Source organism: Mesorhizobium delmotii, assembly GCF_900149755.1.
Classification (GTDB): domain Bacteria; phylum Pseudomonadota; class Alphaproteobacteria; order Rhizobiales; family Rhizobiaceae; genus Mesorhizobium; species Mesorhizobium delmotii.
Genome location: NZ_FUIG01000092.1, coordinates 170,384 through 193,609 on the forward strand (window position 1 = coordinate 170,384; position 23,226 = coordinate 193,609).

The window sequence follows — 23,226 nt, forward strand, 5'->3', positions numbered from 1 at the left end:
TTAAACCGAGTCCACTTCGCGCAGACGATATCCGACGCCGGTTTCGGTGGTGATGTAACGGGGCTGGTCGGGCGTTTTCTCGATTTTTTGCCTGAGCTGCCGCACATAGACCCTGAGATACTGCACGTCGGTCGAATCGCCCCAGACCTGCTTCAAAAGAAACTGGTGAGTGAGAACCTTGCCTGCGTACTGCACGAGGATGCGCAGGATGTCGTACTCCTTCGGCGAGAGCTTTATCTCCCTGCCCTCGATCATGACGATGCGCTTCACCAGATCGACCGTGAGATCGCCGGTGTGGAAGATCGGCTTCTCGCCTTGCTGCTGGAACTTGTGGCGGAGGGCCACGCGGATGCGCGCGACAAGCTCGTTCATGCCGAACGGCTTGGTGACATAGTCGTCGGCGCCGAGCTCAAGTGCCGAGACGATGCCGGCCTCGTCGGTGCGGCTAGAAAGGATGACCACGGGAACATCCAGGCCGTCGTCCCGCCATTTGCGCAGCAATTCGTGGCCGCCCATGCCGGGCAGGCCGAGATCGAGCAGGATCAGGTCCGGCCTATCCGTCTCCATCAGTTCGATCGCCGTGTTGGCATTCGGCGCCTCGCTGATCGCATAGCCCTGGCTGCCCAGGCCGACGCGGAGCAGCTTGCGGATCGGCGGTTCGTCATCGACGACCAGTATCCTGACATTGGAGTTCGTCATGGCAAGTCATCCATGTCGGGGTCGTCCACATGTTGGTCTGCCGGCACCGGCATCCTGATGGTGAAAACCGCACCCGAGCGGTCGGTCCTGTTGGCCGCCGAAATCGTCCCACCCATCGCCTCGATGAAGCCACGGCAGATCGAGAGCCCGAGCCCAGTGCCGGCACGGACCTGGTCGCCCTTGCGCACCCGGTGGAACGTGTCGAAAATGCGCTCCAGATCCGCTGGCGGAATGCCCGGCCCCTCGTCCATGATCTGCAGGATGACGGAACCATTGTCGGCCCAGCCCTGCAGGCGGATCGTCGAACCTGGCGGCGCATATTTAGCGGCATTGTCGAGGAGGTTGAACAGCGCTTGCTCGAACAGGACGGGGTCGAGCCTCAACATCGGCAGATCCGCGGGAATGTCCATTTCGGTCTTGTGTTCGCCGATGATTTTCCTGGCCCGATGAAAGGCGGTGCCGACAATGTCGCCGACATAGTGGAATGCGTAGTTCGGCTCCATCGCACCGGATTCGATCTTGGTCATGTCGAGCAGATTGGCGATGAAGCGGTTCAGCCGTTCCGATTCGTCGAGCACGGTCGACAGCAGGTCCGCACGGTCCTGCTCGGGAAGCGCCGGCGCAAATTCCCGCAAAGTGCCGGCGGCGCCCATGATGGCGGCAAGCGGTGTTTTCAGGTCATGGGAAATCGAGGTCAGCAGCGCCGAGCGCAGGCGGTCCGCCTCGGCCTCGAGCTTGGCCCGGTCGACGTCGGCAACAAGCTGGATGCGCTCGATGGCGACCGCCGCTTGATCGGTGAGGGCGTCGAGCAGGCGCTGCTGCTCGGGCGTCAACAGCGGACCTTGCTTGTCGTTGTCGAGGCCGACGACGCCGACGGCGGTGCGCCCCGTCCGCAACGGCAGATACAGGCGTCTTGCTCCGGGAAGCGTGTCGGCGCCGCGGCCCGCGGGGCGATCGTGCTCCCAGGCCCAACGGGCGGCCGCGATGTCGGCCTCGGCCAGCGTGTCGTCAGGCGGATAGCCGGCCTTGACGGTGATCGAGCCGTTCTCCGGCAAGAGCAGCACCACGCGCAATTTCAGCATAGAGGCAATCTGGAAGGCAGTCGCCCAGAGCACGTCGTCAAGCGTGCCAGCGCCGGCGAGCTTCTTCGAGAAGAGATAGATATCTTCCGTGGCGCGTGCCCGCGAGCGGGCAGCAACCGCCTGACGCTGCACGCTCGCTGTCAGATTGCTGGCAATGACCGCAACAACCAGGAAGACAGCCAGCGCAACGATGCTCTCCGGATCCTGGATCGTCAGCGTGTAACGTGGTTCCAGGAAGAAATAGTTGAAGGCAATGGCGCTGATGAGGCAGGCATACAAAGCTGGCCAGAGACCGCCGGTCACCGCCGAAGTCAGAACCCCGATGAGAAAGATGATCGCCAGGTTGCGGACGTCGAGAAACTGGTGGAGAAGGACGGCGAAGCCGAGCGAGCCAACAACATAGGCCGTGGCCTTGAGATAGGGCCAGATCTCGAATTGCCACTGCTCGTCCGCCGCCTTGACGGTCCTCGACGTCGCCTCGGCGTTGCGTTCATTTCCCGAAATGACATGGACGCTGATGTCGCCGGCATTGCGGATGAGATCATAGGTGAGCGAGCCTTCGATCAATTCCCGCCAGCGCGATCGGGTCGGCCTGCCGATCACGATATGGGTGAAGTTGTTCGCGGTCGCATGGCGAACGATGTCCTGCGCGACGTTCTGACCTGGAATGGTCGTTACATCGGCGCCGAGCTGCTCGGCAAGGCGCAGCAGAGTCGCTAGCCGATCCTTGTCCTCCTCGGACATCCCGGCTGAACGAGGGGTATCGACATGAAGCGCCGTCCAGGGGGCGCGGAGCCGGTCGGCCAATCTCCGCGCATAGCGGATACGGGCCGCCCCGCCCGGACGCGCGTCGACGCAGACAAGAACCCTTTCCCCCGCCGCCCAGGGCCCGGGTATGGCGTGGGCCTGCATGTGGATCAGCAACTGCTCGTCGACGCGCTGGGCGGTGCGGCGGAGCGCCAGTTCCCTGAGCGCCGTCAGATTGCCTGGCGAGAAATAGTTCTCGATGGCGCGCTGGGCGGTGCTGGGAATATAGACCTTGCCTTCCCCGAGCCGCTTGATCAGGTCGTCGGGAGTGAGATCGATGATCTCGATGTCGTCGGCCTGGTCGATGATGGAATCTGGAACCGTCTCGCGCACCCTGACGCGCGTGATCTGCGCCACGACATCGTTCAGGCTTTCGACATGCTGGATGTTGAGCGTCGTGTAGACGTCGATACCGTGCGTCAGGATTTCCTGAACGTCGAGATAGCGCTTGGGATGGCGGCTGCCCGGCGCGTTGGTGTGGGCAAGCTCGTCGACGAGGACCAGCGCCGGACGCCGGGCAAGGATGGCATCGAGGTCCATTTCCTCGAGGATGCGCCCCTTGTAGTCGACCTGGCGACGGGGAATCACCTCATAGCCGTCGACCAGTACCTGGGTTTCCTTGCGGCCGTGCGTCTCGACGACGCCGATCACCACGTCCACCCCGTCGGCCAGTCTTGCACGGCCCGACATCAACATTTCATAGGTCTTGCCGACACCGGGTGCTGCGCCCAGGAATATCCGCAGACGACCGCGCGCCTCCCGCTCCGCATGATCAAGCAGCGCGTCGGGTGAGGGTCTGGTTTCGTTGCGGCTGTCGTCCGGCATCAAAATCGATCATGAATGGCGTCGGGGATGGTGTCGATCCCCGGATCACCATTCATTGCTTGGTGGCCTCGTCCAGCGCCAGGTTGAGCGCCAGCACATTGACCACCGGCTCTCCCATGAAGCCGAGCTCGCGCTCCTCGACATGGCTGTCGACAAGGGCTTTGACCCTGGCTTCGTCAACGCCCCTGGCCTTGGCCACCCTGGCGACCTGGAAATAGGCGGCTTCGGGGCTGATATGCGGATCGAGGCCGCTGCCTGAAGTCGTGACCAGATCCATCGGCACCGGCTGGTCCGGATTTTCCGCCTTCAGCCTGTCGGCATCGCCCTTGATGCGGTCGATCAGCTTGGGGTTGGTCGGCCCGAGATTCGAGCCGCTCGAAGCGGCGGCATTGTAGCCGTCGCCGGCAGCCGACGGGCGGCCATGGAAATAGCGCTCGCTGGCAAAAGCCTGGCCGATCAGTTCGGAGCCGACGGTCTTGCCGTCCTTCTCGATCAGGCTGCCGTTGGCCTGGCGCGGGAATAAGGCTTGGGCGATGCCGGTCATGCCGATCGGATAGATCAGGCCGGTAAGGATGGTGAAGAAAACGATCATGGTGATCGCGGGTCTGATTTGCTTGAGCATGGACTTAATTCCTTATGCGAGGCCAATCGCGGTGATGGCCATGTCGATCGCCTTGATGCCGACGAAGGGGACAATGATGCCGCCGAGGCCGTAGACAAGAAGGTTGCGGCTGAGCAGCGCGCCCGCGCCGATCGCGCGATATCTGACGCCTCTCAGCGACAGCGGGATCAGCGCGATGATGATCAGTGCGTTGAAGATGATGGCCGAGAGAATGGCGCTCTGCGGCGTTGCCAGATGCATGATGTTGAGCGCCTGCAGCGGACCTGATGTCTGCCCCGGCGCGATGTAGAAGACGGCGAATATGGCCGGGATGATGGCAAAATACTTGGCCACGTCGTTGGCGATGGAGAAGGTCGTCAGCGAGCCGCGCGTCATCAGCAGCGCCTTGCCGATTTCCACGATCTCGATCAGCTTGGTCGGATCGCTGTCGAGGTCGACCATATTGCCGGCTTCGCGTGCGGCGACCGTGCCGGTGTTCATCGCAACGCCGACATCGGCCTGCGCAAGGGCGGGCGCATCATTGGTACCGTCGCCGCACATGGCAACGAGCTTGCCCTTGGCCTGTTCGTCGCGGATGAGCTTCAGCTTGTCCTCGGGCGTCGCCTGGGCAAGAAAATCGTCGACGCCGGCCTCCGCCGCGATCGCCGCCGCCGTCATCGGGTTGTCGCCGGTGATCATCACCGTGCGGATCCCCATCTTGCGCAGTTCGGCGAAGCGTTCCCTGATGCCGCCCTTGACGATGTCCTTGAGATGGACGACGCCGAGCAGGCGTCCGTCGCGCTCGACCGCCAGCGGCGTGCCGCCGGATTTCGCGACGTCGTCGGCGATCGCCTGCAGATCGCGGACGATGTCGCTGCTGGGGCGCGTACCGTGCGTGGCGACGGTCGACTGATTGACGTGGGCGAGCACCGAATCGACCGCGCCCTTGCGAACCGACGAGCCATCAATGTCGACGCCGCTCATGCGGGTTTGCGCGGTGAAGGGCACGAAAGCGGGATGCAATGTTGCCATGTCGCGGGCACGGATGGCGTATTTCTCCTTCGCCAGCACGACGATCGAGCGGCCTTCCGGCGTTTCATCGGCAAGCGAGGCCAACTGTGCAGCGTCGGCCAACTCCTGCTCGGTGACGCCCTTGACCGGGCGGAATGCCGTCGCCTGGCGATTGCCGAGCGTGATCGTGCCGGTCTTGTCGAGCAGCAGCGTGTCGACGTCGCCAGCCGCCTCGACGGCGCGGCCCGACATCGCCAGCACGTTGAACCGTACCAGGCGATCCATGCCGGCGATGCCGATGGCCGAAAGCAGCGCCCCGATCGTCGTCGGGATCAAGGTGACGAACAGGGCGACCAGGACGGTCACCGAGATGTAGCCGCCCGAATAGGAGGCGAAACTCGGGATCGTCGCTGTCGCCAGCACGAAGATCAGCGTCATGCCGACGAGCAGGATGTTGAGCGCGATCTCGTTGGGCGTCTTCTGGCGCTCGGCGCCTTCGACCAGCGAGATCATGCGGTCGAGGAACGTATGGCCGGAGGCCGCGGTGATGCGCACGCGGATCCAGTCGGACAATACCTGCGTGCCGCCGGTCACCGCCGAACGGTCGCCGCCGGATTCACGGATCACCGGAGCAGATTCGCCGGTGATCGCCGCCTCGTTGACTGAAGCGACGCCTTCGATCACCTCGCCGTCCGATGGAATGATGTCGCCAGCCTCGACCAGCACCACGTCGCCGACCTTCAGGCTGGTGCCGGGCACCAGCTTGAACTTGGTGTGGTCTTCGCCGCTCAACAGCTTGGCCTCGGCCTCGGTGCGCGCCTTGCGCAGCGAATCCGCCTGTGCCTTGCCGCGGCCTTCGGCGACCGCTTCGGCGAAGTTTGCGAAAAGCACGGTGAACCACAGCCAGATGATGATCTGCAGCGAGAAGCCGAGATCGCCGCCACCAGTGACAAGATCCTTGACGAACAGGACTGACGTGAGCGCCGAGACGACAGCGACGACGAACATCACCGGATTGCGCATCAAGGTGCGCGGGTTCAGTTTCCTGAAAGCCCCGTCGATGGCGGGCAGCAGGATGCGGGCATCCATGATAACAGCGGATTTGGACTGGCTCATTTAGTGGCTCCAGTATCGATGTTGTTGGATGGCACCGATCGATTGGATGCCGAAAGAAGATGCGGAAGCCCGGACGCCAGCAGCCAGATCACGATCATGACGGCCGCAATGCCGAAGAACGTGGACATGGTTGGGAAAGGAGGCGGGGTCGCTCCCTTCTGATCGGCTCGATGTCGAATCTTGCGGCGTATGGTTTCGAACCAGGACATGACATTGATCCAAGGTGGGGCGGTTTCAGAATGTCTGCCCGTGGATGCCAGCCAGGTGCTCGACAATCGGTCCGACCGCCAGCGCCGGGAAGAAGGTGAGGCCGCCGACGATCAGAATGACGCCGACCAGAAGCCCGACGAACAGCGGCCCGTCGGTCGGGAAGGTGCCGGCGGAGGCGGGCACCGTCTTCTTGGCGACCAGCGAACCGGCGATCGCCAGAGCCGGGATGATGACCAGGAAGCGGCCCATCAGCATGCCGATGCCGAGCGTGATGTTGTACCAGGACGTGTTGCCGGTCAGGCCGCCAAAGGCCGAGCCGTTGTTGGCGGCAGCCGACGTGTAGGCATAGAGAACCTCGGAGAAGCCGTGCGGGCCGGCATTGGCTATGGAAGCGACGCCTGTCGGCAGCACCACCGCGATGGCGGTGAAGATCAGCATCGCCAGCGGCAGGCAGAGAATGGCGAGCATTGCCATCTTGATCTCCTTGGCCTCGATCTTCTTGCCGAGATATTCGGGCGTGCGTCCGACCATCAGTCCGGCGACGAAGACGGCGATCACGATGTACATCAGGATGCCGTAGAGACCGGCGCCGACACCGCCGACAATGACCTCGCCGAGCTGCATGTTGATGATCGGGATCATGCCGCCAAGCGCGGTAAAGCTGTCATGCATGGCGTTGACGGCGCCGCAGGACGCGGCTGTGGTGATGACCGCAAACAGCGCCGACAAAACGATGCCGAAGCGCGTTTCCTTGCCTTCCATGTTGCCGCCGTCGATGCCCAGCGCGTGAACCAGCGGATTGCCTGATGCTTCCGCCCAGTAGCAGACGGCGACGCCGGCGATGAACAGGACGGCCATCGAGGTCAAGATCGCCCAACCCTGGCGCTGGTTGCCATTCATGCGGCCGAAGACGTTGGTCAGCGCCGCACCGATGGCGAAGATCGACACCATCTGGATCAGGTTCGAGATCGCATCGGGATTTTCGAAAGGATGCGCGGCATTTGCGTTGAAGAAGCCGCCGCCATTGGTGCCGAGCATCTTGATGGCGATCTGCGAGGCTGCCGGCCCGACCGCGATCGTCTGCCGCGCGCCCTCCAATGTTGTGGCGTCGATATAGGCGCTGAGCGTCTGCGGTATGCCGAGATAGACATAGACCAGCGTCAGCACGATGCAGAGCGGCAACAGCAGGTAAAGGGTGCACCGGGTCATATCGACCCAGAAATTGCCGATCGATTTGCCGGAGGCCTTGGTGAAGCCGCGGATCAGCGCGATTGCGATGGCGAGGCCGGTCGCCGCGGACAGGAAGTTCTGCACGGTGAGGCCGGCCATCTGCACGAGATAGGACATCGTGCTTTCGCCGCCGTAGTTCTGCCAGTTGGTGTTGGTCATGAAGCTGGCGGCGGTGTTGAAGGCGAGACCGGGTTCGACGGCGCTCATACCGGCCGGATTGTAAGGCAGGCTGCCTTGCAGCCGCTGCAGGAAATAAAGCACCAGGAAACCGGCCAGGTTGAAGAACAGCAAAGCCGCCGCATAGGTGGTCCAGTGCTGCTCCTCACGCTCGCTGGTTCCCGAGATGCGATAAAGGCTCCGCTCGACAGGGCCCAAAATCGGCGAGAGGAATATGCGGTCGCCGCTGAAAACGCGAAACATGTAGCCGCCGAGCGGCTTCACGAGCAAAACGACGATCCCGCAATAGACGAGGATCTGTATCCATCCGTTGAAAGTCATTGAAATAGCTTTCCGTGCCTTCGCCAGTTGCCGTCAGAAACGTTCTGGGCGAACGAGGGCGTATGTCAGGTATGCGAGAAGGAACAAGGTCACAGCGCCACCAAGGATGTAATCGACAAGCATGTTGTGATCCTTCCGCCTAAAGACTGTCGCAGGCTTTGATGAAGGCGAAGAACAGGGCGAAAAATAAAAACCCTATTCCGAGAACGATGATGTCCATCGGACTTGCTCCTTATTTTCGTTTTGCACTGCCTTGCCTGCAGCCCGCAGGGTTGAAGTCATGTGAAGACACTCGGTCGCGACGGCAATGGCGACCGAGATAAGGCCTTCCCGACGGGTTATGGATCAAACCCCATAAAGGTTCGAGCCGGGGCAAAGAGGAAAGAAATAAAAATCCTATAGGGATTTTGCCGTCACGATCTCAGCGCACGGCGTTTAAAGACAAGTCGCGCGCCGGCGCGAAGCTGCCGAAAATCAGCGATCGCGCGTATAGATCACGGCGTAGTCGTCCGCATACGCCCGCTTCCAGCCCAATTCATCGAAGAATGGAATGCGGCTGTCGTCCGGCGTCAGCAAGGCCCAGTCTATCGCATGCTTCTCGAGCTGCGCTTCGAGGACAGGCTTTCCACCGCTGCGTCCTGTCTCGGCATCTGTCTTCATAAAGCCGTTGAGAAAGAGCTGATCTGTCCGGCCGTCGATGAATGTCTTGATTCCATGGAAAATCAAGCTGCCGCCGAAGTTGTAGGAATTCAGGACATTGCCTGACAGATGATGGCTTTCGACGAATGCGAGCGCATCCTTGGCCGAAGTCTTCTGGCTCGGCGCGACCGGATAGGCGCTCGTCAGCATTGCGGTTGCCCCCAGCAGCAAAACGCCTGCCACGCCGCAGATCCGGTAAAATCGCTCTGCGAAAAACCGTTCCAGCCCGTCGCGCCTGTCGGACATCCATTTCGTCAGGGAAAGCGCGGGATATTGCTCCGCAATCTCGGCCGCAAGCACGATCGGGACCAGCAGAAAGAACAGGTACATGAAGCGCAGATGGGTGAGATAGATATGCAAGGCAAAGACGATGAACATCGCCTTCGCCCAGCCGATGCGAAGTTTCGACACAAGCAGCGCGAAAACGAACAGTAGGATACCCACTTCCTGGAACCGTTGATCCGAGGCGTCGAACGGTTTCCACTCGATAATCAAGGGAACCGCTTCATTGCCATAGGCTACGGTGAAAGTGGCAAGGATGGCCTTCATGCCATAGGGATTGATCAAGCTGACCACCGGGCAGAGCAGCCCGAAGGCAACCCATTTGCCAAGGAGTACGGGGTTGGACAGGCGGGTTCGCACAAGAACATCGAGGCCAGCGAAAGCCGCGATGACGAAGCCGATGGTAAAGGTCGCGTGGAGATTGGCCCACAGGACAAGCAGGGCAAGCAGCCAAAGAGGCGGTCCCTGCTCATTGCGCGCTGCGCGAAAAAGCATTGCGGTCCAGATCACGATGATGGGCAAGGTGAAGATGTGCGGACGTGCGGTGTAGATCGGGGAGATCATGGCCGCCGCGAACAAGGCCAGTCCCACTGCCGCCATCGGTCTCAACCAGGTGCTGAGATACCATGACAGCAGCGCGCCCGTCAGGGCGATGGTTGAGATGATCAGCACCGCCACGCCGTTCCAGCCACCTGCCGTGTAGGCGAGTGCAAGGAGAACCTGTCCAAGCCATTCCTTGGCGATCCACGGGTGTCCGGCGAAAGTATGAGAATAGCTGTCGACAACCGGGAACGTACGATTTGCCAACAGATCGAGCCCCACCTTGACCTGCCACCAACAGTCGGGGTCCTGCAGGATGACTTGGGTGTGGGCGGAAAGCGCGAAGGCCACGAGAGGCGCGACGAGCAGGCAGAACATCACTCTGGCCCGCTGCGCGTCGTTGAGCGACGACGCGGTCGCAACGGTCGCTACGGTCGCCTGAATCCCGTTCATATCATAGCTCCAGGCCGCTCTGCGGCAGATCGATTGGCGGTTTCAGCTTGTCGCTCATCCGAGGGCAGGGCGTCCGCTCAAACGGCAGGCTTGACCGCATGCACGAAATATTGGGCTCCCATAGGCATCCTGGTCAGGAAGCGCTCCAAGGGTCGCAATCTTGCGAGCACGCGTGGGAAAAAGATCCGGTAGACGACGTCGGGTTTGGAGAAGCCCGCCGCAGCCATTCGCTTGCGCATATCGCGGCTGTTGATCAGGATTGCGTTCTCGTCGAAAGCGCAGTTTCGCACCGCGTGCGTCGTCAGCGGATTCCAGGGATTGTGCTCGAACAAAAAGAAGCTGCCACCACCGGTCAGCACTCTCTCGATCTCCTTGATCAGGGCGATATGGAGGTTTTCGGGGATGTGATGGAACACGCAGGCGGCGAAGGCGAGATCGAAACTCGCGTCGTCGTAAGGGATCGTTTCGCCGTCGAAGTGCCTGAAATCGGCCTGGCCGGGAAAACGCGTGCGGGCGATGTCGAGCGACTGCGAGGAGGGGTCCAGCAAGGTGATTTCGCTGTCGGGAAATGCGGCGCGCATAGGTCCAAGCGCATTGCCGACACCCGCGCCGAAGTCGAGTATCCGCCGCGGCTTCAGGCCTGAGCGGGCGAGCCTTGCCGCGACATCGTCGATCTTGTACTGCGCGAAGAAATCCGGGGTTTCGCCGCTCAGCCGGATACTTGCGGCATGCTGCTGCTGATACTCCAGCGCGAACTGGTCAAACTCGGCCTGAAGCACGCCCGGCTCCCTTCGTCAGTTCATGGGCCATTTCCTGAAGGCGATGGACGGGCAGCTTCCCCGCGGCAGGATCATGGGCAGCGATCTCGTTTATGAGGTAGAGCGGCCGCCGCTTGGTCTCCATATACATGCGCCCGAGATATTCCCCGAAAATCCCAAGGACCAGAAGCTGGACGCTGCCGAGGATCAGGACGATTGCGGCCAGGCTGGTCCAGCCGGGCAACACGCTGCCGGCAAACCATGAGAAGAGCGTGTAACCGAGCGCAGCAAGCCCGAGAAAGCCGAAGATCAAGCCGAGATGCGAGGCGAACCGCAGGGGCACGATGGAGAAGCTCGTCATCGCATCCATTGCCAGAAGCACCATCTTCTTCAATGGGTAATGCGTGGTGCCTGCGAAGCGCTGGTGCCGCTCATAGGCAAAAGCCACCTGCTTGAGGCCGATCCAACTCACCATGCCGCGAATGAAGCGGTAACGCTCGGGCATCTCATTGAGATGATCGAGCGCGCGGCGGCTCATCAGGCGAAAATCCCCGGAATCGAGTGCCATGTCGACGTCGACCATCTTGCGCAGCAGACGGTAGAACAATGCGGCGGTTGCGCGCTTGAACCAGCCTTCGCCCTGGCGCTTCAGCCTCTGGCCATAGACGACGTCGAACCCCTCATCCATCTTTGCCATCATGGCTTTGAGCAATTCCGGCGGGTCCTGGAGGTCGGCATCGAGAATGAGAATGCGCTGGCCGCGGCAAAATTCCAGGCCGGCGCTGAGCGCAATCTGGTGGCCGTAATTTCGGGCGAGGTCTATGCCGACGACGTGGCTGTCCTGTTTGGCGAGGTCGAAAATGGCCTCGCGGGTGCCGTCGGTGGCTCCGTCGATGACCAGCACGATCTCGTAGGAATGCCCCGCTTGTTCACGGCAAACGGCTGTGACGCGCCGGTAAAGCTCGGCGACTCCACCGATTTCATTGTAGCACGGCACGACAACCGACAGCGCGACGGCGCGTCGCGCAGCGATTTTCTCTGTTTGCGCCAAAAGCCCAGCTCCCATGGTTAGAACGGGAATAGGCCGAATTTGTTAGAAAATTGATAAGCCGCTCAGGATTGCAGGCCCGCGACGCCAGATAAGCGAAGCGTACGGATGGCCGGGCGCGTGCGACGGTGATGCGGGGGATACGGCGAGGGCGGACACTCCGCCAAGTCGGCGGCTCAGCCTTCTGCCTTGAAGTTCTTCGCTTCCTTCTCGACCTTGGCGCGGTCCTTGCCGTGCTTGCGCATCAGATCCTTGGCCTGGTTGGGCGAAACGTCGGTGGTCTCGGCCAGGCGCAGGGCCTCCTTGTCGTCCGGTTCGCGTTTCTTCCGATCCGCCATTGTGGTCCGCTTGTCAGACATCACGACGCCTTTATGCTCTCGGCGATCTCGTTCAGCACCTTGCGGTCGGTGCCGTGGCGCTTGATCAAGGTGCGTGCCTGATCGGGAGTGATGCCGGCTTCCTCGGCGAGATGCCTCACCTCATAGTCTTCGTCGCCGGCTGCTTGCGAGCGATCGCGATTGTCGGTCTTGGTCTTGTCGTCGGGCATGACAGTTCTCCTCGTTGACCTAGAGCATAACGACGGAGATTTCGTGAGGTTCCTTAATGCATGTCGTCCAAAAGTGCGCAGCGGTTTTGGGACTCCGACATGCAAAAACAAGAACTAAAAGCGCGTCGCACGAATCTCTTCAGACGTGATGCGCTTTAGTGCCGGCCTTCGCGCACAAACACATGGGCTTCCTTGGCGGCGGCCGTGAATGCCCGCCGCGCACTGCCAACCGCCCGCCGCTGCTCCATCGCGTCCATCATGGCTTTCAAGGCCGCGCGATATTTCGGCCCGCGCTTTTCATCTGGCCATTTGTCGACCAGAAGCGAGGCCGCCTGGACCGTCCTCGTCACAGAGAGGAGGCGGCCGATCCGTTCGCTCTCGATCGTCACCGGAACGTCGAATTGTTCATCACGCATTACCGCCACTCCTTGACTCCAAGGACAGCAACGGCGCAGCGGGACCATTCGTTCCGATGACGAACGGCGTGATCCATCCCGATCACAATTCATGGTTACTGAGTGGCTTACGTCGCCGCCCTAATGCATGTCGCGCAAAAGTGTGCAGCGGTTTTGCGATAACGACATGCATAAAACAGCAACCTAAAGCGCGTCGCATGAGGCCGATCAAACGCGACGCGCTTTAGTTCCGACAGTGCGCAAGCTAATTGGGCGCAGAGCGCCATGCATTAGCGGGACCGATGGTCGAACACGACCCCCATGGTCCTACCAATTGCGGTCATCACGACAAGCTCGACCAGATGGTCGTCGCTGTCCTCAAAACCCGGGGCTGCCCGGCGGATGGCGTCAATTGCGGCTCTGGTCGATATGGTGTCGCCGGCGCGAAATTTTGAAAGCGCAGATGAAACAAGTTCCTGGGCCGTCAAGTCAGCGACAGGCACTCTCGAAACGATGTTCATTGGCCTCCTCCGCCATGAACCCCCTCCCACAAGATGATACGCCGAATGGCGGTTTCCGCCAGCGAAATAGTGGTCCGACCAGAGGCCAATCGGACCGGGGACAGTTGCCTTTTTGCAGGCTCAGCGCGACGCTGCCGACTTCGATTTCTCTCGGCTCCCCGCAGCTGGCTTGACCCTTATACGCATCGCTCCGCCCTCGGGATGATCGATCTCAAAGGCATTGGTCTTCCGCACGAGATCGCTCAGCTTGCGAAAGCCGAAGGTTCTCGGATCGAAGTCCGATGCCAGATTGGCGAGCTGATTGCCTACGATGCCGAGCGGCACCCAGCCGTCCTCAGTTCCCATCTGTGAAATGACCTTTGTGATGATCGGCGTCGCGGCGCTGGGCGGCTGCAAAGATTTCGTCGGCGCCGCATCGTGAGCGTTGGCTGGTGCGGTCGCAAGCAGGTTCTCGGTGTATACGAACCGGCGGCATGCCTGCCGGAAACTCTCCGGTGTCTTCTGCTCGCCAAACCCATAAACGTCGATCCCGTGTTCCCTGATGCGAGCGGCAAGCCGGGTGAAATCGCTGTCGGACGACACCAGGCAGAAGCCTTCGAACCGCCCGCTGTGGAGAAGGTCCATCGCGTCGATGACGAGCGTGATGTCGGATGCGTTCTTGCCGGTGGTGTAGGCGAATTGCTGCTGCGGGATGATCGCATGCTTCGACAGCACGTCGGCCCATGCCTTCGAACGGGTGCTGGAAAAATCGCCGTAGATGCGACGAACGCTCGCCTCGCCGATCTTTGCGATTTCCTCGAACAACCCGTCGGCAATCTTGGCCGAGGCATTGTCTGCGTCGATCAGCACTGCAAGCCTTGGAGAGCGCGGTTCAGTAGGCAAGGTGAGCCCCTATTTTTTGGCTTCGCACCAAATGACATATGGTGCAGCGGCACGATGCGAAACCTTTTTATCGAGATTCGACGAACGTCGGCTACCTCTCCCGATACAGATCATGCCTGCCTGGTGCAGCACGCCGTCAATGAACGTTCCGTCCGCGGTAAAGCCGGTGTCGTCCCGGTAGTCGATGTGATTTTCTCGGATCTCATAGCGTCCCTGATATGTGCTCGCACGGTTTCCGCGCGTTTCGTCATAGCGACCGTTTGGAAGCAAGTTGTGGCGGTGCGGATGTTGAGGCGGTGATAGCTATTCGAGCCCAAACGAAAACCCCGGCCGCTAGGCCGGGGTTTTCCTTGCGTCCCCAAAGGATCAGAACTTGTAGCTGACGCCGACCCTCACCGCGTGGGTGGTTAGGTCAACCGGCATATCGACATCCGGGAATCCCGGAGCCAAGTTGCCTGAGGCTTCTCCGAAGTCTGTATACCGATACGCCAGTCGCGCGGTCCAATGTTCGTTGAAGGCCCACTCGCCGCCGGCACCGATTGTCCAGCCGTTGAGCGTATCCGAATAGTCCCCGCTGACAGGAAGCGGGAAGGGGCCGCCACCGAAGTCGAAATCGCCAATTGCCCAGCCGCCGGTAACGTAGAGAAGCGCCTTGTCGTATGCGTAGCCGAGCCTTGCGCGGATCGAGCCCTGCCAGTTCAATTCGCTGGTTCCAACAGATGTCGCTCCGGTTGGGTTTTCGAAGCTGCCATCCACGCTACCACCTTCGAAATCGCCCTCGACGCCGTAGACAAAAGAACCGGATTGCCAATTGTACCCGGCATGGACGCCACCAATGAAGCCATCGGGATCGGAATCGTCACTTGGCGCACCGTTGGAGTAGCTGTGATCTGCCTGCCCCCAGAGATAGCCGCCCTGAACACCGATATAAAAACCGCTCCAGTCGTAGGCAACAGCCGCAGCCGGCGCGGGCTCGTAAACAACTGCGTCGGCCGCGAAGGCCGGAATCGCAAGCAGGGCCAAGGCCGCACCGCTGACAAGGAACGTAGTGGCAAACACGATTTTCTTCATTGACCGATGCCTGTGTTGAAAGGAAGTGACCAGAACGGGACTACCACAAAGCTTGTGGTTGAACTGTAACTGCGGCGCAACACATGGAGGCAAATGCACCGTTCGGTTGTGGCGGTGATCCTGGTTCCTTTTTGCGCGCGTGACTCTTGCCGACTTCCTGACCGCCGAGGAGTCGCTGTACGTGAGTTGCAGCAGCGCGTGTGCGAAATGCGGCGGGAAGGAGGCAGGCGTAATCTGCACTCCAGGCGCGAGCAGTACGGTGACAGGTGCGCCGGGAGACCGGCAAGGAGTAGGTGGTGGAAGTCCACTGCGATGAAGGATTAGCAACCCGCATCGGCCCCGAGCCGTGCGTTGTCGGTCGCGAGGCCGGGAACGAAGCGTCGGCAGGGGAACGAGCGTCACCTACTTCTCCCGATACAAGATCATACCGGCGTGATGCAGCACGCCGTCAATGAACGTTCCGTCAGCGGTAAAGCCGGTGTCGTCCCAATAGTCGATGTGATTTCCTCGGATCTCATAGCGCCCCTGGTACGCGCTCTCACGGTTTCCGCGCGCTTCGTCATAGCGGCCGTTTGGAAGCAAGTTGTGGCGGATATGGCCATCGGCCGTGACCCACATCCCGACATAGGGATGGCTTCCCGAGGGTTGGGTAACCGTATTTTGCTCGACATTCATCTGGGCGAGACCTTTCTGCAGGGGTAAGACGGCCGCGCCGGCAACAAGCACGGCAGCGGCAAGTATCGAAATCTGTTTCATGGACAGCTCCTCAGGGTTGTTTGCCGGGAGCGGCGCGACGCTCAGTGAACAGCTCGGAGAGCGCTTGCGATGCTGCGATCGCGCGGGGGAATCCGGCCGGAACCGTCACCATGGAGATGACTTCCTTCAGCTCTTCCTCGGACACGCCGATATTCAGCGCATAACCGGCATGAATCGTCATGAAGGCAGTCTCGCCCATGGCTGCGAATACCGCGACGGCGGCGAGTTGGCGTGTGCGGTTGTCGAGCCCCGGACGTCGCCGAGCGCATAGCCCTGGGTTGCTCCGCCAGAAACGGAAACTCCTGTCTCATGCGTTCCAGCGCAGGCTGCGGAGCGCCATTGTTCAGGCTCCTGACGACGGCATCGCCGCGTTGCAGCCGCTCTTCCATCGTCTGCGATTTGGCGGTTTGCGGAACCGCGCCGAGCAGTAACGCGACGGCAATCGCGCTATATACGAGCTGTGAAAACGAAAACCCATTGTCGCCTCCCTACTTGCTGGCGGTCGGCCGGATGACGATCTCGTTCACGTCGACATCGTCGGGCTGTTCGATGGCGAAGCGCACGGCACGGCCGATGGCGCCGGGCTGCAGCGCAATGGCGCGATAGGTCTTCATCGCTGCCGCCGCGACCGGGTCGGTGATCGTGTCGGCGAGCTCGCTCTCGACCACGCCGGGATGGATGCACGTGATGTTGTCGTGCTCCTGCCTCAAGCCATCGGAGATCGCGCGGACCGCATACTTGGTCGCGCAATAGACAGCGGCTGTCGGCGACACCGAAAGCGCGCCGATGGAGGCGATGTTGACGACATGGCCGGAGCCTCGGGCCGTCATCTCCGGCAGCACCGCGGCGATGCCGTAGAGCACGCCTTTGATGTTGACGTCGACCATTTGGTCCCACTCATCGACCTTCATCGACGCCATCAGCGACAACGGCATGACGCCGGCATTATTGACGATCGCGTCGACGCGTCCCCAGGCCTGGCGCCGTCTTGGCAAAGGCGGCGACATCGGCGCGGTCGGTCACGTCCAGGCGGCGTGTCATTGCCTCCCCGCCGTTTGCCCTGATCTCTTCTGCGAGTGTGTCCAGCCGATTGGTGCGGCGCGCACCGAGCATGACCTTTGCTCCGGCAGCACTGAGCTCCCGGCCGATGGCGGCGTCGATGCCGCTCGAAGCCCCGGTGATGAGCACAACTTTGTTGAGCGACATGTTTCGTCTCCGTCTGGTTGATCTTGCGAACCGCCATGCAGCGGTTGCCACGAAGATGGATCTGCTCCACTGTTGCGATAAGACGCCCATTTGTTCGCAGCATGGAAAGAACAGCTAACCAATGCAGCCGGATCTCAATGCGCTTGCGGTGTTCGCCCTCGTCGCCGAGGAGCGGAGCTTTCGCGCGGCTGCGGACCGCATGGGCGTCACCCGCTCGGCGGTGAGCCAGACGATGAAGCGCCTGGAAGAGACGCTCGGTATCGCTCTTGTCCAGCGCACGACGCGAAGCGTCAGCCTGACCGAGGCTGGCGAACGCCTCTACGCCGAGATAGCGCCCGCCATTGCCGACATGCGCGCCGCGATGGAGACCACCGGGGACCTGCGCGGGCGTCCGCGCGGGCAGTTGCGGCTCGCCGTCTCGTCGATCGCCGAGCGATTTCTTTCAGGGCCATTCCTGGCGACCTTTGCCGAAACCCATCCGGAGGTTCAGATCGACATCACGGTGACGGACGAGGAATTCGATATCGTCGCCGAGGGATACGATGCCGGCGTCAGGCTCGGCGAGGTGATCGAGCAGGACATGATCGCGATGCCTGTCGCCGGTGACGAGCGGCAGCTGGCCGTTTGCGCGCCGGCCTATCGCGATCGGTTCGGGGCGCCTTCGCATCCGAGGGAGCTCGCCGGCCGTCGCTGCATTGGCTGGCGCCGCGCGCCGAAGGTCGCGCCCTATCGTTGGGAATTCGCCGAGAACGGCAAGGAGTTCAGCGTCGCCGTTGCTCCGGAGATCACGACCAACGACATGGCGTTGATGATAAAGCTGGCCATCGCCGGCGCTGGCATCACCTTCGGCATGGAGGAGAGCTTTCGCCCGTGGATCGATCGGGGCGAACTGGTGCCAGTTCTCGAGGACTATTGCCCGCGCTTTGCCGGCTTCTACCTCTATTATCCGAGCCGTCGCAACGTCGCGCCGAAGCTGCGCGCCCTTGTCGATCACCTACGGCGTCATGGCTAGCGTCTTTCGCCAGTTTGGCGACCATGTCGATGTTGCAATTACATTAGCGTGAGTGCATGTTTTCGTCAGCCGGCGCAAGCCGGTCAGGCCCGGTGGCTGGCCGGTCACCCCCATAGGCTGCCGGGCCGCCAGCAACGGCTTGGGAGGACATGACCTAAAATCTCGGAACTCTTTTTCGTGGTCTTCTCCGCCGAAACGGCGCGCTCAGTCTCGGGAATACCTGCGGTTCCAAGCTGAACGGCGTCGGGACCTTGCTGAGCCAAGCGCGCGCCTCTGGCGGAGGAAGCGGGCCGATCGGGGTTGTGGGCTGAGAGCGTCTGGCGCTCGCGCCATAATATTAGATAAGCCTAATGTAAATCATGATTTAGATATGCCTAATATAAATCATGGTCTGGCCGATTGAGCGGGCGCGGCGGCGCGCTCGGGTTGGGCGTGCTATTCATAGATATGTCGATCACGCAAAGGGAGGACGAAATGAGACTGGTTAAGTCATTTGCATTTGCTGCTGTGCTGCTTCTTTCGTCTGCATTGTCTGCGGCCGCCCAGTCGGCTCGCGAGGACATCGAAGCGGCGCTGACGAAATTCACGGACGCCTTCAACAGCGGAAACGCGGAGGCGGTGGGTCAATTGTATACCGAGGACGCTGCGGTGCTGCCGCCCGACGGCAAGCGCGTCGATGGCCGCAAGGGCGTGGAAGAATTCTGGCAGGGCGCGATCAAAGGCGGGATGAAGAATCTCACCCTGAAGGCGCTGGAAGTGGAAGAGAGCGCGAACCTCGCCTACGAAGTTGGCGCATTTACGCTCGATGTGCCGAGCAAAGACGGCGCCCTCTCCACCGTTGCGGGCAAGTACATCGTCGTCTGGAAAAAGGGCGACGACAGGACATGGCGCCTGCATCGGGACATCTGGAATTTAGGCGCGGCCCAATAGGGATTGATATCCAGGCCTCATTGACCGGCTTGGCGAAAGGTGCGGCAGGTTTTTTGCGTTGGAACAAAGGCTTAGAAAGTTCGGCTTCCGCGGCATTATTTCCTGTGCAGACATGCTGCAAGGTCGGATCGTTCCTCCGATCAGCCCGCATCCTCTTCCCCTCCACGGGGCGCGGGCTTTTTCTGCCTATCGTACGGAATAGCCAACGACCAGCCGGCGATCGGCGGCCTCAGGTCTGAAAGTTTGGTCATCATTGTGCCGGCAATGCCTTCGCGGCCTCGGTCAGGGTTGCCCGATCGTTGCCGTGCTTGCGGATCAGTTCGCGCACCTGCTCCGGCCTGATGTTGTTCTGCAGAGCGAAAAAGTTCACCTCATAATCATCGTCCGCCGATATCTTGCTACGGTCACGGAAGTCGCGTTTGGTTTTGTCGTCTGCCATATCGCACGTCCTTTTTGAATTTCGTTATGTTAACTCTGGCTAATATACGCCGGTGACCTAGACTAGGTTCCATGCGTAGGCGGGCAGGAGCCGGCACCGGCCGGCTAGAGTTCATCCCCCCAATGGAGCCCAAGCTGGTGGCCAAGCCGCCTGAAGGCGACGACTGGATTCACGAAATTAAGCTGGATGGCTACCGCGCCCAGATCATTATCAACGGCCCCGAGGATATCCGCGTCTATACCGAAACCGGTAAGGACTGGACGCGTAAATATCTGGGCATCGTGGAAGCCGCGGGCGAGCTTGAGGTCAAGAACGCCATCATCGACGGCGAGGCGGTCGTCACCGACAAGGCCGGTATGCCCGACTTCAACGCGCTCCAGAACGCCGTCCACAACAATCCCTATGGCATGTACCTCTGCGCATTCGACATCATGCATCTGAACGGCCATGATCTGCGCGACATCGGCTGCAAGGCGCGCCGCGAAATTCTCTACGGCATCATCAAGCCGAACAGCCGGATCCAGTTCAGCGAGGCCATGCCCGGTGACGCGCAGTCGGTCTTCTATCTCGTCGAGCAGATCGAGCTTGAGGGAATTGTCTCGAAGCGCCCCGACAGCAAATATCGCAGCGGCCCGACCTCCAACTGGCTGACGACCAAGAGTTTCACGGTCGACGAATTCGAACTGCTGGGCGTCGAGCGCGAGCCTGGCAACGCAGCCTTCGCCCTTTTGGCGCAGCCCGGCACCGGGAAATATGTCGGTTCCGCCTTTGTCAGCCTAGGCCGCGACATGAAGGAGCGGCTGTTGAAGCGGGTTCGGGAGCACGCCGGGCCGCCGCCCGAGGCGATGAAGAAACGGCCAGGGACACAATGGGTCAGGCCCGGGGTGAAGCTGCGCATCAAGCATCTTCGCGGCGACCACAGCCACATACGCAACGCCTCGCTGCTGGGTTTCGGTGACGAGGAGTAGCGGTGAAAGTCTGACCTTGGTACCCCACGCGTGGAGCAGCTTAGGCTGAGAGAGGACGTTGCACGGCAAATAAACCGCCTATCAGGCAAACCACGGACCAGATGGAAGGTTAGCCCGCAATCGCGCTCAGGGCGTCCTCAATACGCCCGAGTGAAGCCGCCATCGTGTAGAATGTTCAAACCTGTCATGTGATCAGTGAGGGGCGACAACAAGCCCTCGACGACGACGGCTACTTCAGACGGCGTCCCATACTTTTTGAGCGGGATATTGTCGGTCTCGACCGCAATCCTTTCTTCAAACGTCACGCCTGCGTCCTGCGCTCGCCTGCCAATTGCATCCCGATACCAGGGCGACAGCGTGCCACCGAGTGAAAGAGTGTTCACATGAATACCCCTTTCGCCCAGAGCAAAGGCAAGCGTCTTCGCTTCTCCAAGCCAGGCGGTGCGGATGACGTTTGCGGTAGCGTAGTGGCTAAGAACCTGAGCCGAAGAAATGCCGGAAATGATTACGACCTTGCAGCGACGGCCTGCTTCAGGGGCCGGTTCCATCCGAGCGATTGCCGACTTCAACAGGGACAACGGCCCAACGAAGCTTGTCTGAAACAGTGTTCGCCAGACCTCCGGCTCGGGCATAGGGTCAGCGGACGAATGCGGTTGGGGCGGCATAAGAACGACCCCATCAAGCTTGAGGCCCGATGTGGCGAGGTGTCGATCAAACTCGCCCAACGCGGCATCGGATGCCATATCAACCGGTATAGCTTCATGCGAACCGTCGGCTGGTGCAGGCAGGGTCGAAGCCAGCGACTCAAGCCGCACCTGATTGCGGGCCGCTACAATCAGACGAGCGCCACCGGCCGCAAGCCGTTCGCAAATTGCCTGCCCGATCCCACCCGTTGCCCCAGTCACAAGTATGGTCGACATCACACCACCCCGCCAGTTTCGAGCACTGTACCCTGGTATCTCTGGAAAGCCATTGGCACCCCCCGGCTATGGTCTGTTTCTTGCCGTCCACCAGTGCCAAGTGTCAGACTTTCACAACTAGTGCGCTTTGTCTGCGCCCTTTGAGCGACGACGAGACCTGACTTCCTCAAAATTATGGTGACAGTGCACTATTTCTTCTCCTCGCCTGCTGCGTTCCCGATGCTTAGGCGAGGCGAGCAACTGCGGGAGCGAATACATTTTTGTCAGCAGATAATGTGATCGCGTTCCAGAGCACCTCTCCGAACCGTTGCGCTGGTGCTATGGTGTGCCTGCCTGATCAGACAACAGGGATATGAGGCATGCCCCAAGCTCACCCGCCGTACACTTCTTGCATTCACCGCCGTAGCGGCGGTCGCTGAACCGACGTTTGCTGAAGGGGAAGCTACCTCACGCGAATTGCAGGCGCTGATCGAAGCCCATGAGACCGCCTACGTCGCTCTCCACAGGGTTGTTCATCGAGCGGGCAGCAGCCACGACCGCAAGAGGGCAGACCGGATTGAAGAGCAAGCATTGCTGGCCATCTGCTCCTTTCCTGCGATCAGCCGAAGCGACCGCCGGGTCAAGGCCGAGTACCTGCTGACTGTTGAGGCGCGGGGCGAACTCGACCTGGAAGAGCACATGCAGGCCATCCTACACTCAATGATTTGACATCACGGCTCGGCGGCGCTTGGGGACGTTGGCCCACGATAGGCTCGGCCGGACTGGCAGGTCAGGCGCGGTAGCGCGTTAACAACCGGGGCCGGGTGCAACGGGCGGAACGGATGCGGTTGGCCGGGAAATAGCGCTTCGAAACCCCCCCAGTTTTGTATGGCAACGAAACTCATCACCGACAGCGACCGCCGATGCGCTCAGTCTGGCTTGGCGTAGACTCCCTACGCGATCCAGCAAGTAGCAAATTGACATTTTGTCGGCTAGGTGAGGTCGGCGAAATAAGAATCAAAGAAATTGCTTCAGCTAGAACCAGAACTCCAAGCCGAGTATGACCGGCACCTCGCCGAGTTAGATCATGAATCGGGTGTGCCCGAAGGTTACATCAGCACGCGTCAAGTTCTGCGCGCGCATTTTTTGATTGCGAACAAGTTCTATCTCGATGGTGCCGGTCTCGGTGGGATCGGACTAAAGGACATCGGATTATTGCAGTCAGCGGTTGGTCGGCAGCACGTATCGTTCGGCGGCAAAGCAAAATGGACGAACCATTTCGACGCGACTGCCACCGGCTGCAATGATGGCAAGCGTTCGGATCCTGGCAAGTTTCTGGAGACGTGACGAACTCGGAGATTGCGTGGCAAACCGGCGCGCCAGAAATGTCGTGACCGCCTCTCTGAGACTCGGCAAAGCCTCGGCCGCCTTCTCGAAATGATTACGACTGATTTCAAGGACGATCGAATCGCGTGCTGCAAGGACGGCGGCCGTGCGGGGCAGTCCTGCGAAGAAACCGATTTGCCGACAACAATTTCGCCGCGACAGAATCGGCTGAGGACATCTGAGCCACCACTTCGCTCTCACTGTAACCTTTGCCGATTGTGGCTGCAGCTTCGCGGCATTTGGCGACCATGTTGCCCATTGCGACCGCCGAACCCGGCTGACGCGAGGTTTGGAGCTCCAATGCGTCGCTTCAACCAGCGGCGTCAGAGTCCCCGTGTTCCGGTACGGTGAACAG

Annotated in this window: 25 protein-coding genes and 2 pseudogenes; 5 read left to right on the forward strand and 22 right to left on the reverse strand. The window is 60.8% G+C overall.

From position 1 onward, the window contains the following. The 20 genes and pseudogenes from BQ8482_RS35290 to BQ8482_RS35385 all read right to left on the reverse strand — a co-directional run bounded on the left by BQ8482_RS35290 (position 1) and on the right by BQ8482_RS35385 (position 17,237). Positions 1 to 699 (reverse strand): response regulator transcription factor, encoded by a 699-nt coding sequence (locus tag BQ8482_RS35290; protein ID WP_123151753.1) that lies wholly within the window; start codon positions 697 to 699, stop codon positions 1 to 3. Further along, positions 696 to 3,413 (reverse strand): sensor histidine kinase, encoded by a 2,718-nt coding sequence (locus BQ8482_RS35295; RefSeq protein ID WP_123151754.1) that lies wholly within the window; start codon positions 3,411 to 3,413, stop codon positions 696 to 698. The genes BQ8482_RS35290 and BQ8482_RS35295 overlap by 4 nt, the downstream gene beginning before the upstream one ends. Positions 3,414 to 3,465: 52 nt before the next feature. Further along, entirely contained in the window at positions 3,466 to 4,035 is a 570-nt protein-coding gene (gene kdpC / locus BQ8482_RS35300) for a potassium-transporting ATPase subunit KdpC (protein WP_123151755.1), read from the reverse strand. A gap of 12 nt (positions 4,036 to 4,047) precedes the next feature. After that, entirely contained in the window at positions 4,048 to 6,141 is a 2,094-nt protein-coding gene (kdpB, locus tag BQ8482_RS35305) for a potassium-transporting ATPase subunit KdpB (protein ID WP_123151756.1), read from the reverse strand. After that, entirely contained in the window at positions 6,138 to 6,350 is a 213-nt protein-coding gene (locus BQ8482_RS35310) for a hypothetical protein (protein WP_123151757.1), read from the reverse strand. Before BQ8482_RS35310 ends, kdpB begins: the two co-directional genes overlap by 4 nt. Positions 6,351 to 6,375: 25 nt before the next feature. Further along, a complete protein-coding gene (gene kdpA, locus BQ8482_RS35315) occupies positions 6,376 to 8,079 on the reverse strand; it encodes a potassium-transporting ATPase subunit KdpA (protein ID WP_123151758.1) in 1,704 nt (567 codons plus the stop codon). Positions 8,080 to 8,112: 33 nt separating this feature from the next. Beyond that, positions 8,113 to 8,202, reverse strand: coding sequence for a K(+)-transporting ATPase subunit F (locus tag BQ8482_RS35320; RefSeq protein ID WP_036266998.1), 90 nt, complete (start codon positions 8,200 to 8,202; stop codon positions 8,113 to 8,115). A gap of 351 nt (positions 8,203 to 8,553) precedes the next feature. After that, the gene (locus BQ8482_RS35325; RefSeq protein WP_123151759.1) at positions 8,554 to 10,053 is read right to left on the reverse strand and encodes a hypothetical protein; all 1,500 of its coding nucleotides are present in this window, start codon (positions 10,051 to 10,053) and stop codon (positions 8,554 to 8,556) included. Positions 10,054 to 10,130: 77 nt separating this feature from the next. After that, positions 10,131 to 10,832: a class I SAM-dependent methyltransferase gene (locus tag BQ8482_RS35330; protein ID WP_123151760.1), complete on the reverse strand. Its 702-nt coding sequence runs from the start codon at positions 10,830 to 10,832 to the stop codon at positions 10,131 to 10,133. Beyond that, positions 10,813 to 11,862: a glycosyltransferase family 2 protein gene (locus tag BQ8482_RS35335; RefSeq protein WP_165848836.1), complete on the reverse strand. Its 1,050-nt coding sequence runs from the start codon at positions 11,860 to 11,862 to the stop codon at positions 10,813 to 10,815. The genes BQ8482_RS35330 and BQ8482_RS35335 overlap by 20 nt, the downstream gene beginning before the upstream one ends. Before the next feature lie 173 nt (positions 11,863 to 12,035). Then, the gene (locus BQ8482_RS35340) at positions 12,036 to 12,218 is read right to left on the reverse strand and encodes a hypothetical protein (RefSeq protein WP_165848837.1); all 183 of its coding nucleotides are present in this window, start codon (positions 12,216 to 12,218) and stop codon (positions 12,036 to 12,038) included. After that, positions 12,218 to 12,406: a DUF3606 domain-containing protein gene (locus BQ8482_RS35345; RefSeq protein WP_123151762.1), complete on the reverse strand. Its 189-nt coding sequence runs from the start codon at positions 12,404 to 12,406 to the stop codon at positions 12,218 to 12,220. Before BQ8482_RS35345 ends, BQ8482_RS35340 begins: the two co-directional genes overlap by 1 nt. A gap of 155 nt (positions 12,407 to 12,561) precedes the next feature. Beyond that, positions 12,562 to 12,822, reverse strand: coding sequence for a DUF982 domain-containing protein (locus BQ8482_RS35350; RefSeq protein WP_165848838.1), 261 nt, complete (start codon positions 12,820 to 12,822; stop codon positions 12,562 to 12,564). A 269-nt stretch (positions 12,823 to 13,091) separates the two neighbouring features. Beyond that, positions 13,092 to 13,322 (reverse strand): hypothetical protein, encoded by a 231-nt coding sequence (locus tag BQ8482_RS35355; RefSeq protein ID WP_095496823.1) that lies wholly within the window; start codon positions 13,320 to 13,322, stop codon positions 13,092 to 13,094. A 120-nt stretch (positions 13,323 to 13,442) separates the two neighbouring features. After that, positions 13,443 to 14,204, reverse strand: a complete 762-nt coding sequence (locus tag BQ8482_RS35360) for an NYN domain-containing protein (RefSeq protein ID WP_123151764.1) — start codon at positions 14,202 to 14,204, stop codon at positions 13,443 to 13,445. 9 nt (positions 14,205 to 14,213) lie between these two features. Beyond that, a complete protein-coding gene (locus BQ8482_RS35365; RefSeq protein ID WP_123151765.1) occupies positions 14,214 to 14,474 on the reverse strand; it encodes an Atu4866 domain-containing protein in 261 nt (86 codons plus the stop codon). Between the two features lie 96 nt (positions 14,475 to 14,570). Further along, complete coding sequence (locus BQ8482_RS35370; RefSeq protein WP_123151766.1) at positions 14,571 to 15,275, reverse strand: outer membrane protein; 705 nt, start codon at positions 15,273 to 15,275, stop codon at positions 14,571 to 14,573. 402 nt (positions 15,276 to 15,677) lie between these two features. After that, complete coding sequence (locus BQ8482_RS35375; protein ID WP_244603114.1) at positions 15,678 to 15,950, reverse strand: Atu4866 domain-containing protein; 273 nt, start codon at positions 15,948 to 15,950, stop codon at positions 15,678 to 15,680. Between the two features lie 91 nt (positions 15,951 to 16,041). Beyond that, a pseudogene (locus BQ8482_RS35380) lies at positions 16,042 to 16,420 on the reverse strand (carboxymuconolactone decarboxylase family protein). Between the two features lie 99 nt (positions 16,421 to 16,519). Next, a pseudogene (locus tag BQ8482_RS35385) lies at positions 16,520 to 17,237 on the reverse strand (SDR family oxidoreductase). A gap of 121 nt (positions 17,238 to 17,358) precedes the next feature. Between BQ8482_RS35385 and BQ8482_RS35390 the strand changes: the two are divergent. Both BQ8482_RS35390 and BQ8482_RS35395 read left to right on the forward strand, forming a co-directional pair. Continuing rightward, complete coding sequence (locus BQ8482_RS35390; RefSeq protein ID WP_123151768.1) at positions 17,359 to 18,249, forward strand: LysR family transcriptional regulator; 891 nt, start codon at positions 17,359 to 17,361, stop codon at positions 18,247 to 18,249. 474 nt (positions 18,250 to 18,723) lie between these two features. Next, entirely contained in the window at positions 18,724 to 19,179 is a 456-nt protein-coding gene (locus BQ8482_RS35395) for a YybH family protein (RefSeq protein ID WP_165848839.1), read from the forward strand. 250 nt (positions 19,180 to 19,429) lie between these two features. On the opposite strand, the gene BQ8482_RS35400 is transcribed toward BQ8482_RS35395, so the two are convergent. After that, the gene (locus BQ8482_RS35400; RefSeq protein ID WP_123151770.1) at positions 19,430 to 19,618 is read right to left on the reverse strand and encodes a DUF3606 domain-containing protein; all 189 of its coding nucleotides are present in this window, start codon (positions 19,616 to 19,618) and stop codon (positions 19,430 to 19,432) included. 137 nt (positions 19,619 to 19,755) lie between these two features. Between BQ8482_RS35400 and BQ8482_RS35405 the strand changes: the two genes are divergently transcribed. Further along, positions 19,756 to 20,586, forward strand: coding sequence for an ATP-dependent DNA ligase (locus BQ8482_RS35405; RefSeq protein ID WP_244603112.1), 831 nt, complete (start codon positions 19,756 to 19,758; stop codon positions 20,584 to 20,586). Between the two features lie 137 nt (positions 20,587 to 20,723). Here the strand turns inward: BQ8482_RS35405 and BQ8482_RS35410 are convergent, their stop codons facing one another. After that, the gene (locus BQ8482_RS35410) at positions 20,724 to 21,506 is read right to left on the reverse strand and encodes an SDR family NAD(P)-dependent oxidoreductase (RefSeq protein WP_123151772.1); all 783 of its coding nucleotides are present in this window, start codon (positions 21,504 to 21,506) and stop codon (positions 20,724 to 20,726) included. A 456-nt stretch (positions 21,507 to 21,962) separates the two neighbouring features. Here BQ8482_RS35410 and BQ8482_RS35415 point away from each other — a divergent pair, with 456 nt between their 5' ends. Continuing rightward, entirely contained in the window at positions 21,963 to 22,214 is a 252-nt protein-coding gene (locus tag BQ8482_RS35415) for a hypothetical protein (RefSeq protein WP_244603113.1), read from the forward strand. A gap of 297 nt (positions 22,215 to 22,511) precedes the next feature. Further along, positions 22,512 to 22,832 carry a hypothetical protein gene (locus tag BQ8482_RS35420; protein ID WP_133254894.1) on the forward strand — a complete coding sequence of 107 codons (321 nt, stop codon included), beginning with the start codon at positions 22,512 to 22,514 and terminating at the stop codon, positions 22,830 to 22,832. The last annotated feature ends 394 nt before the right edge of the window (positions 22,833 to 23,226 follow it).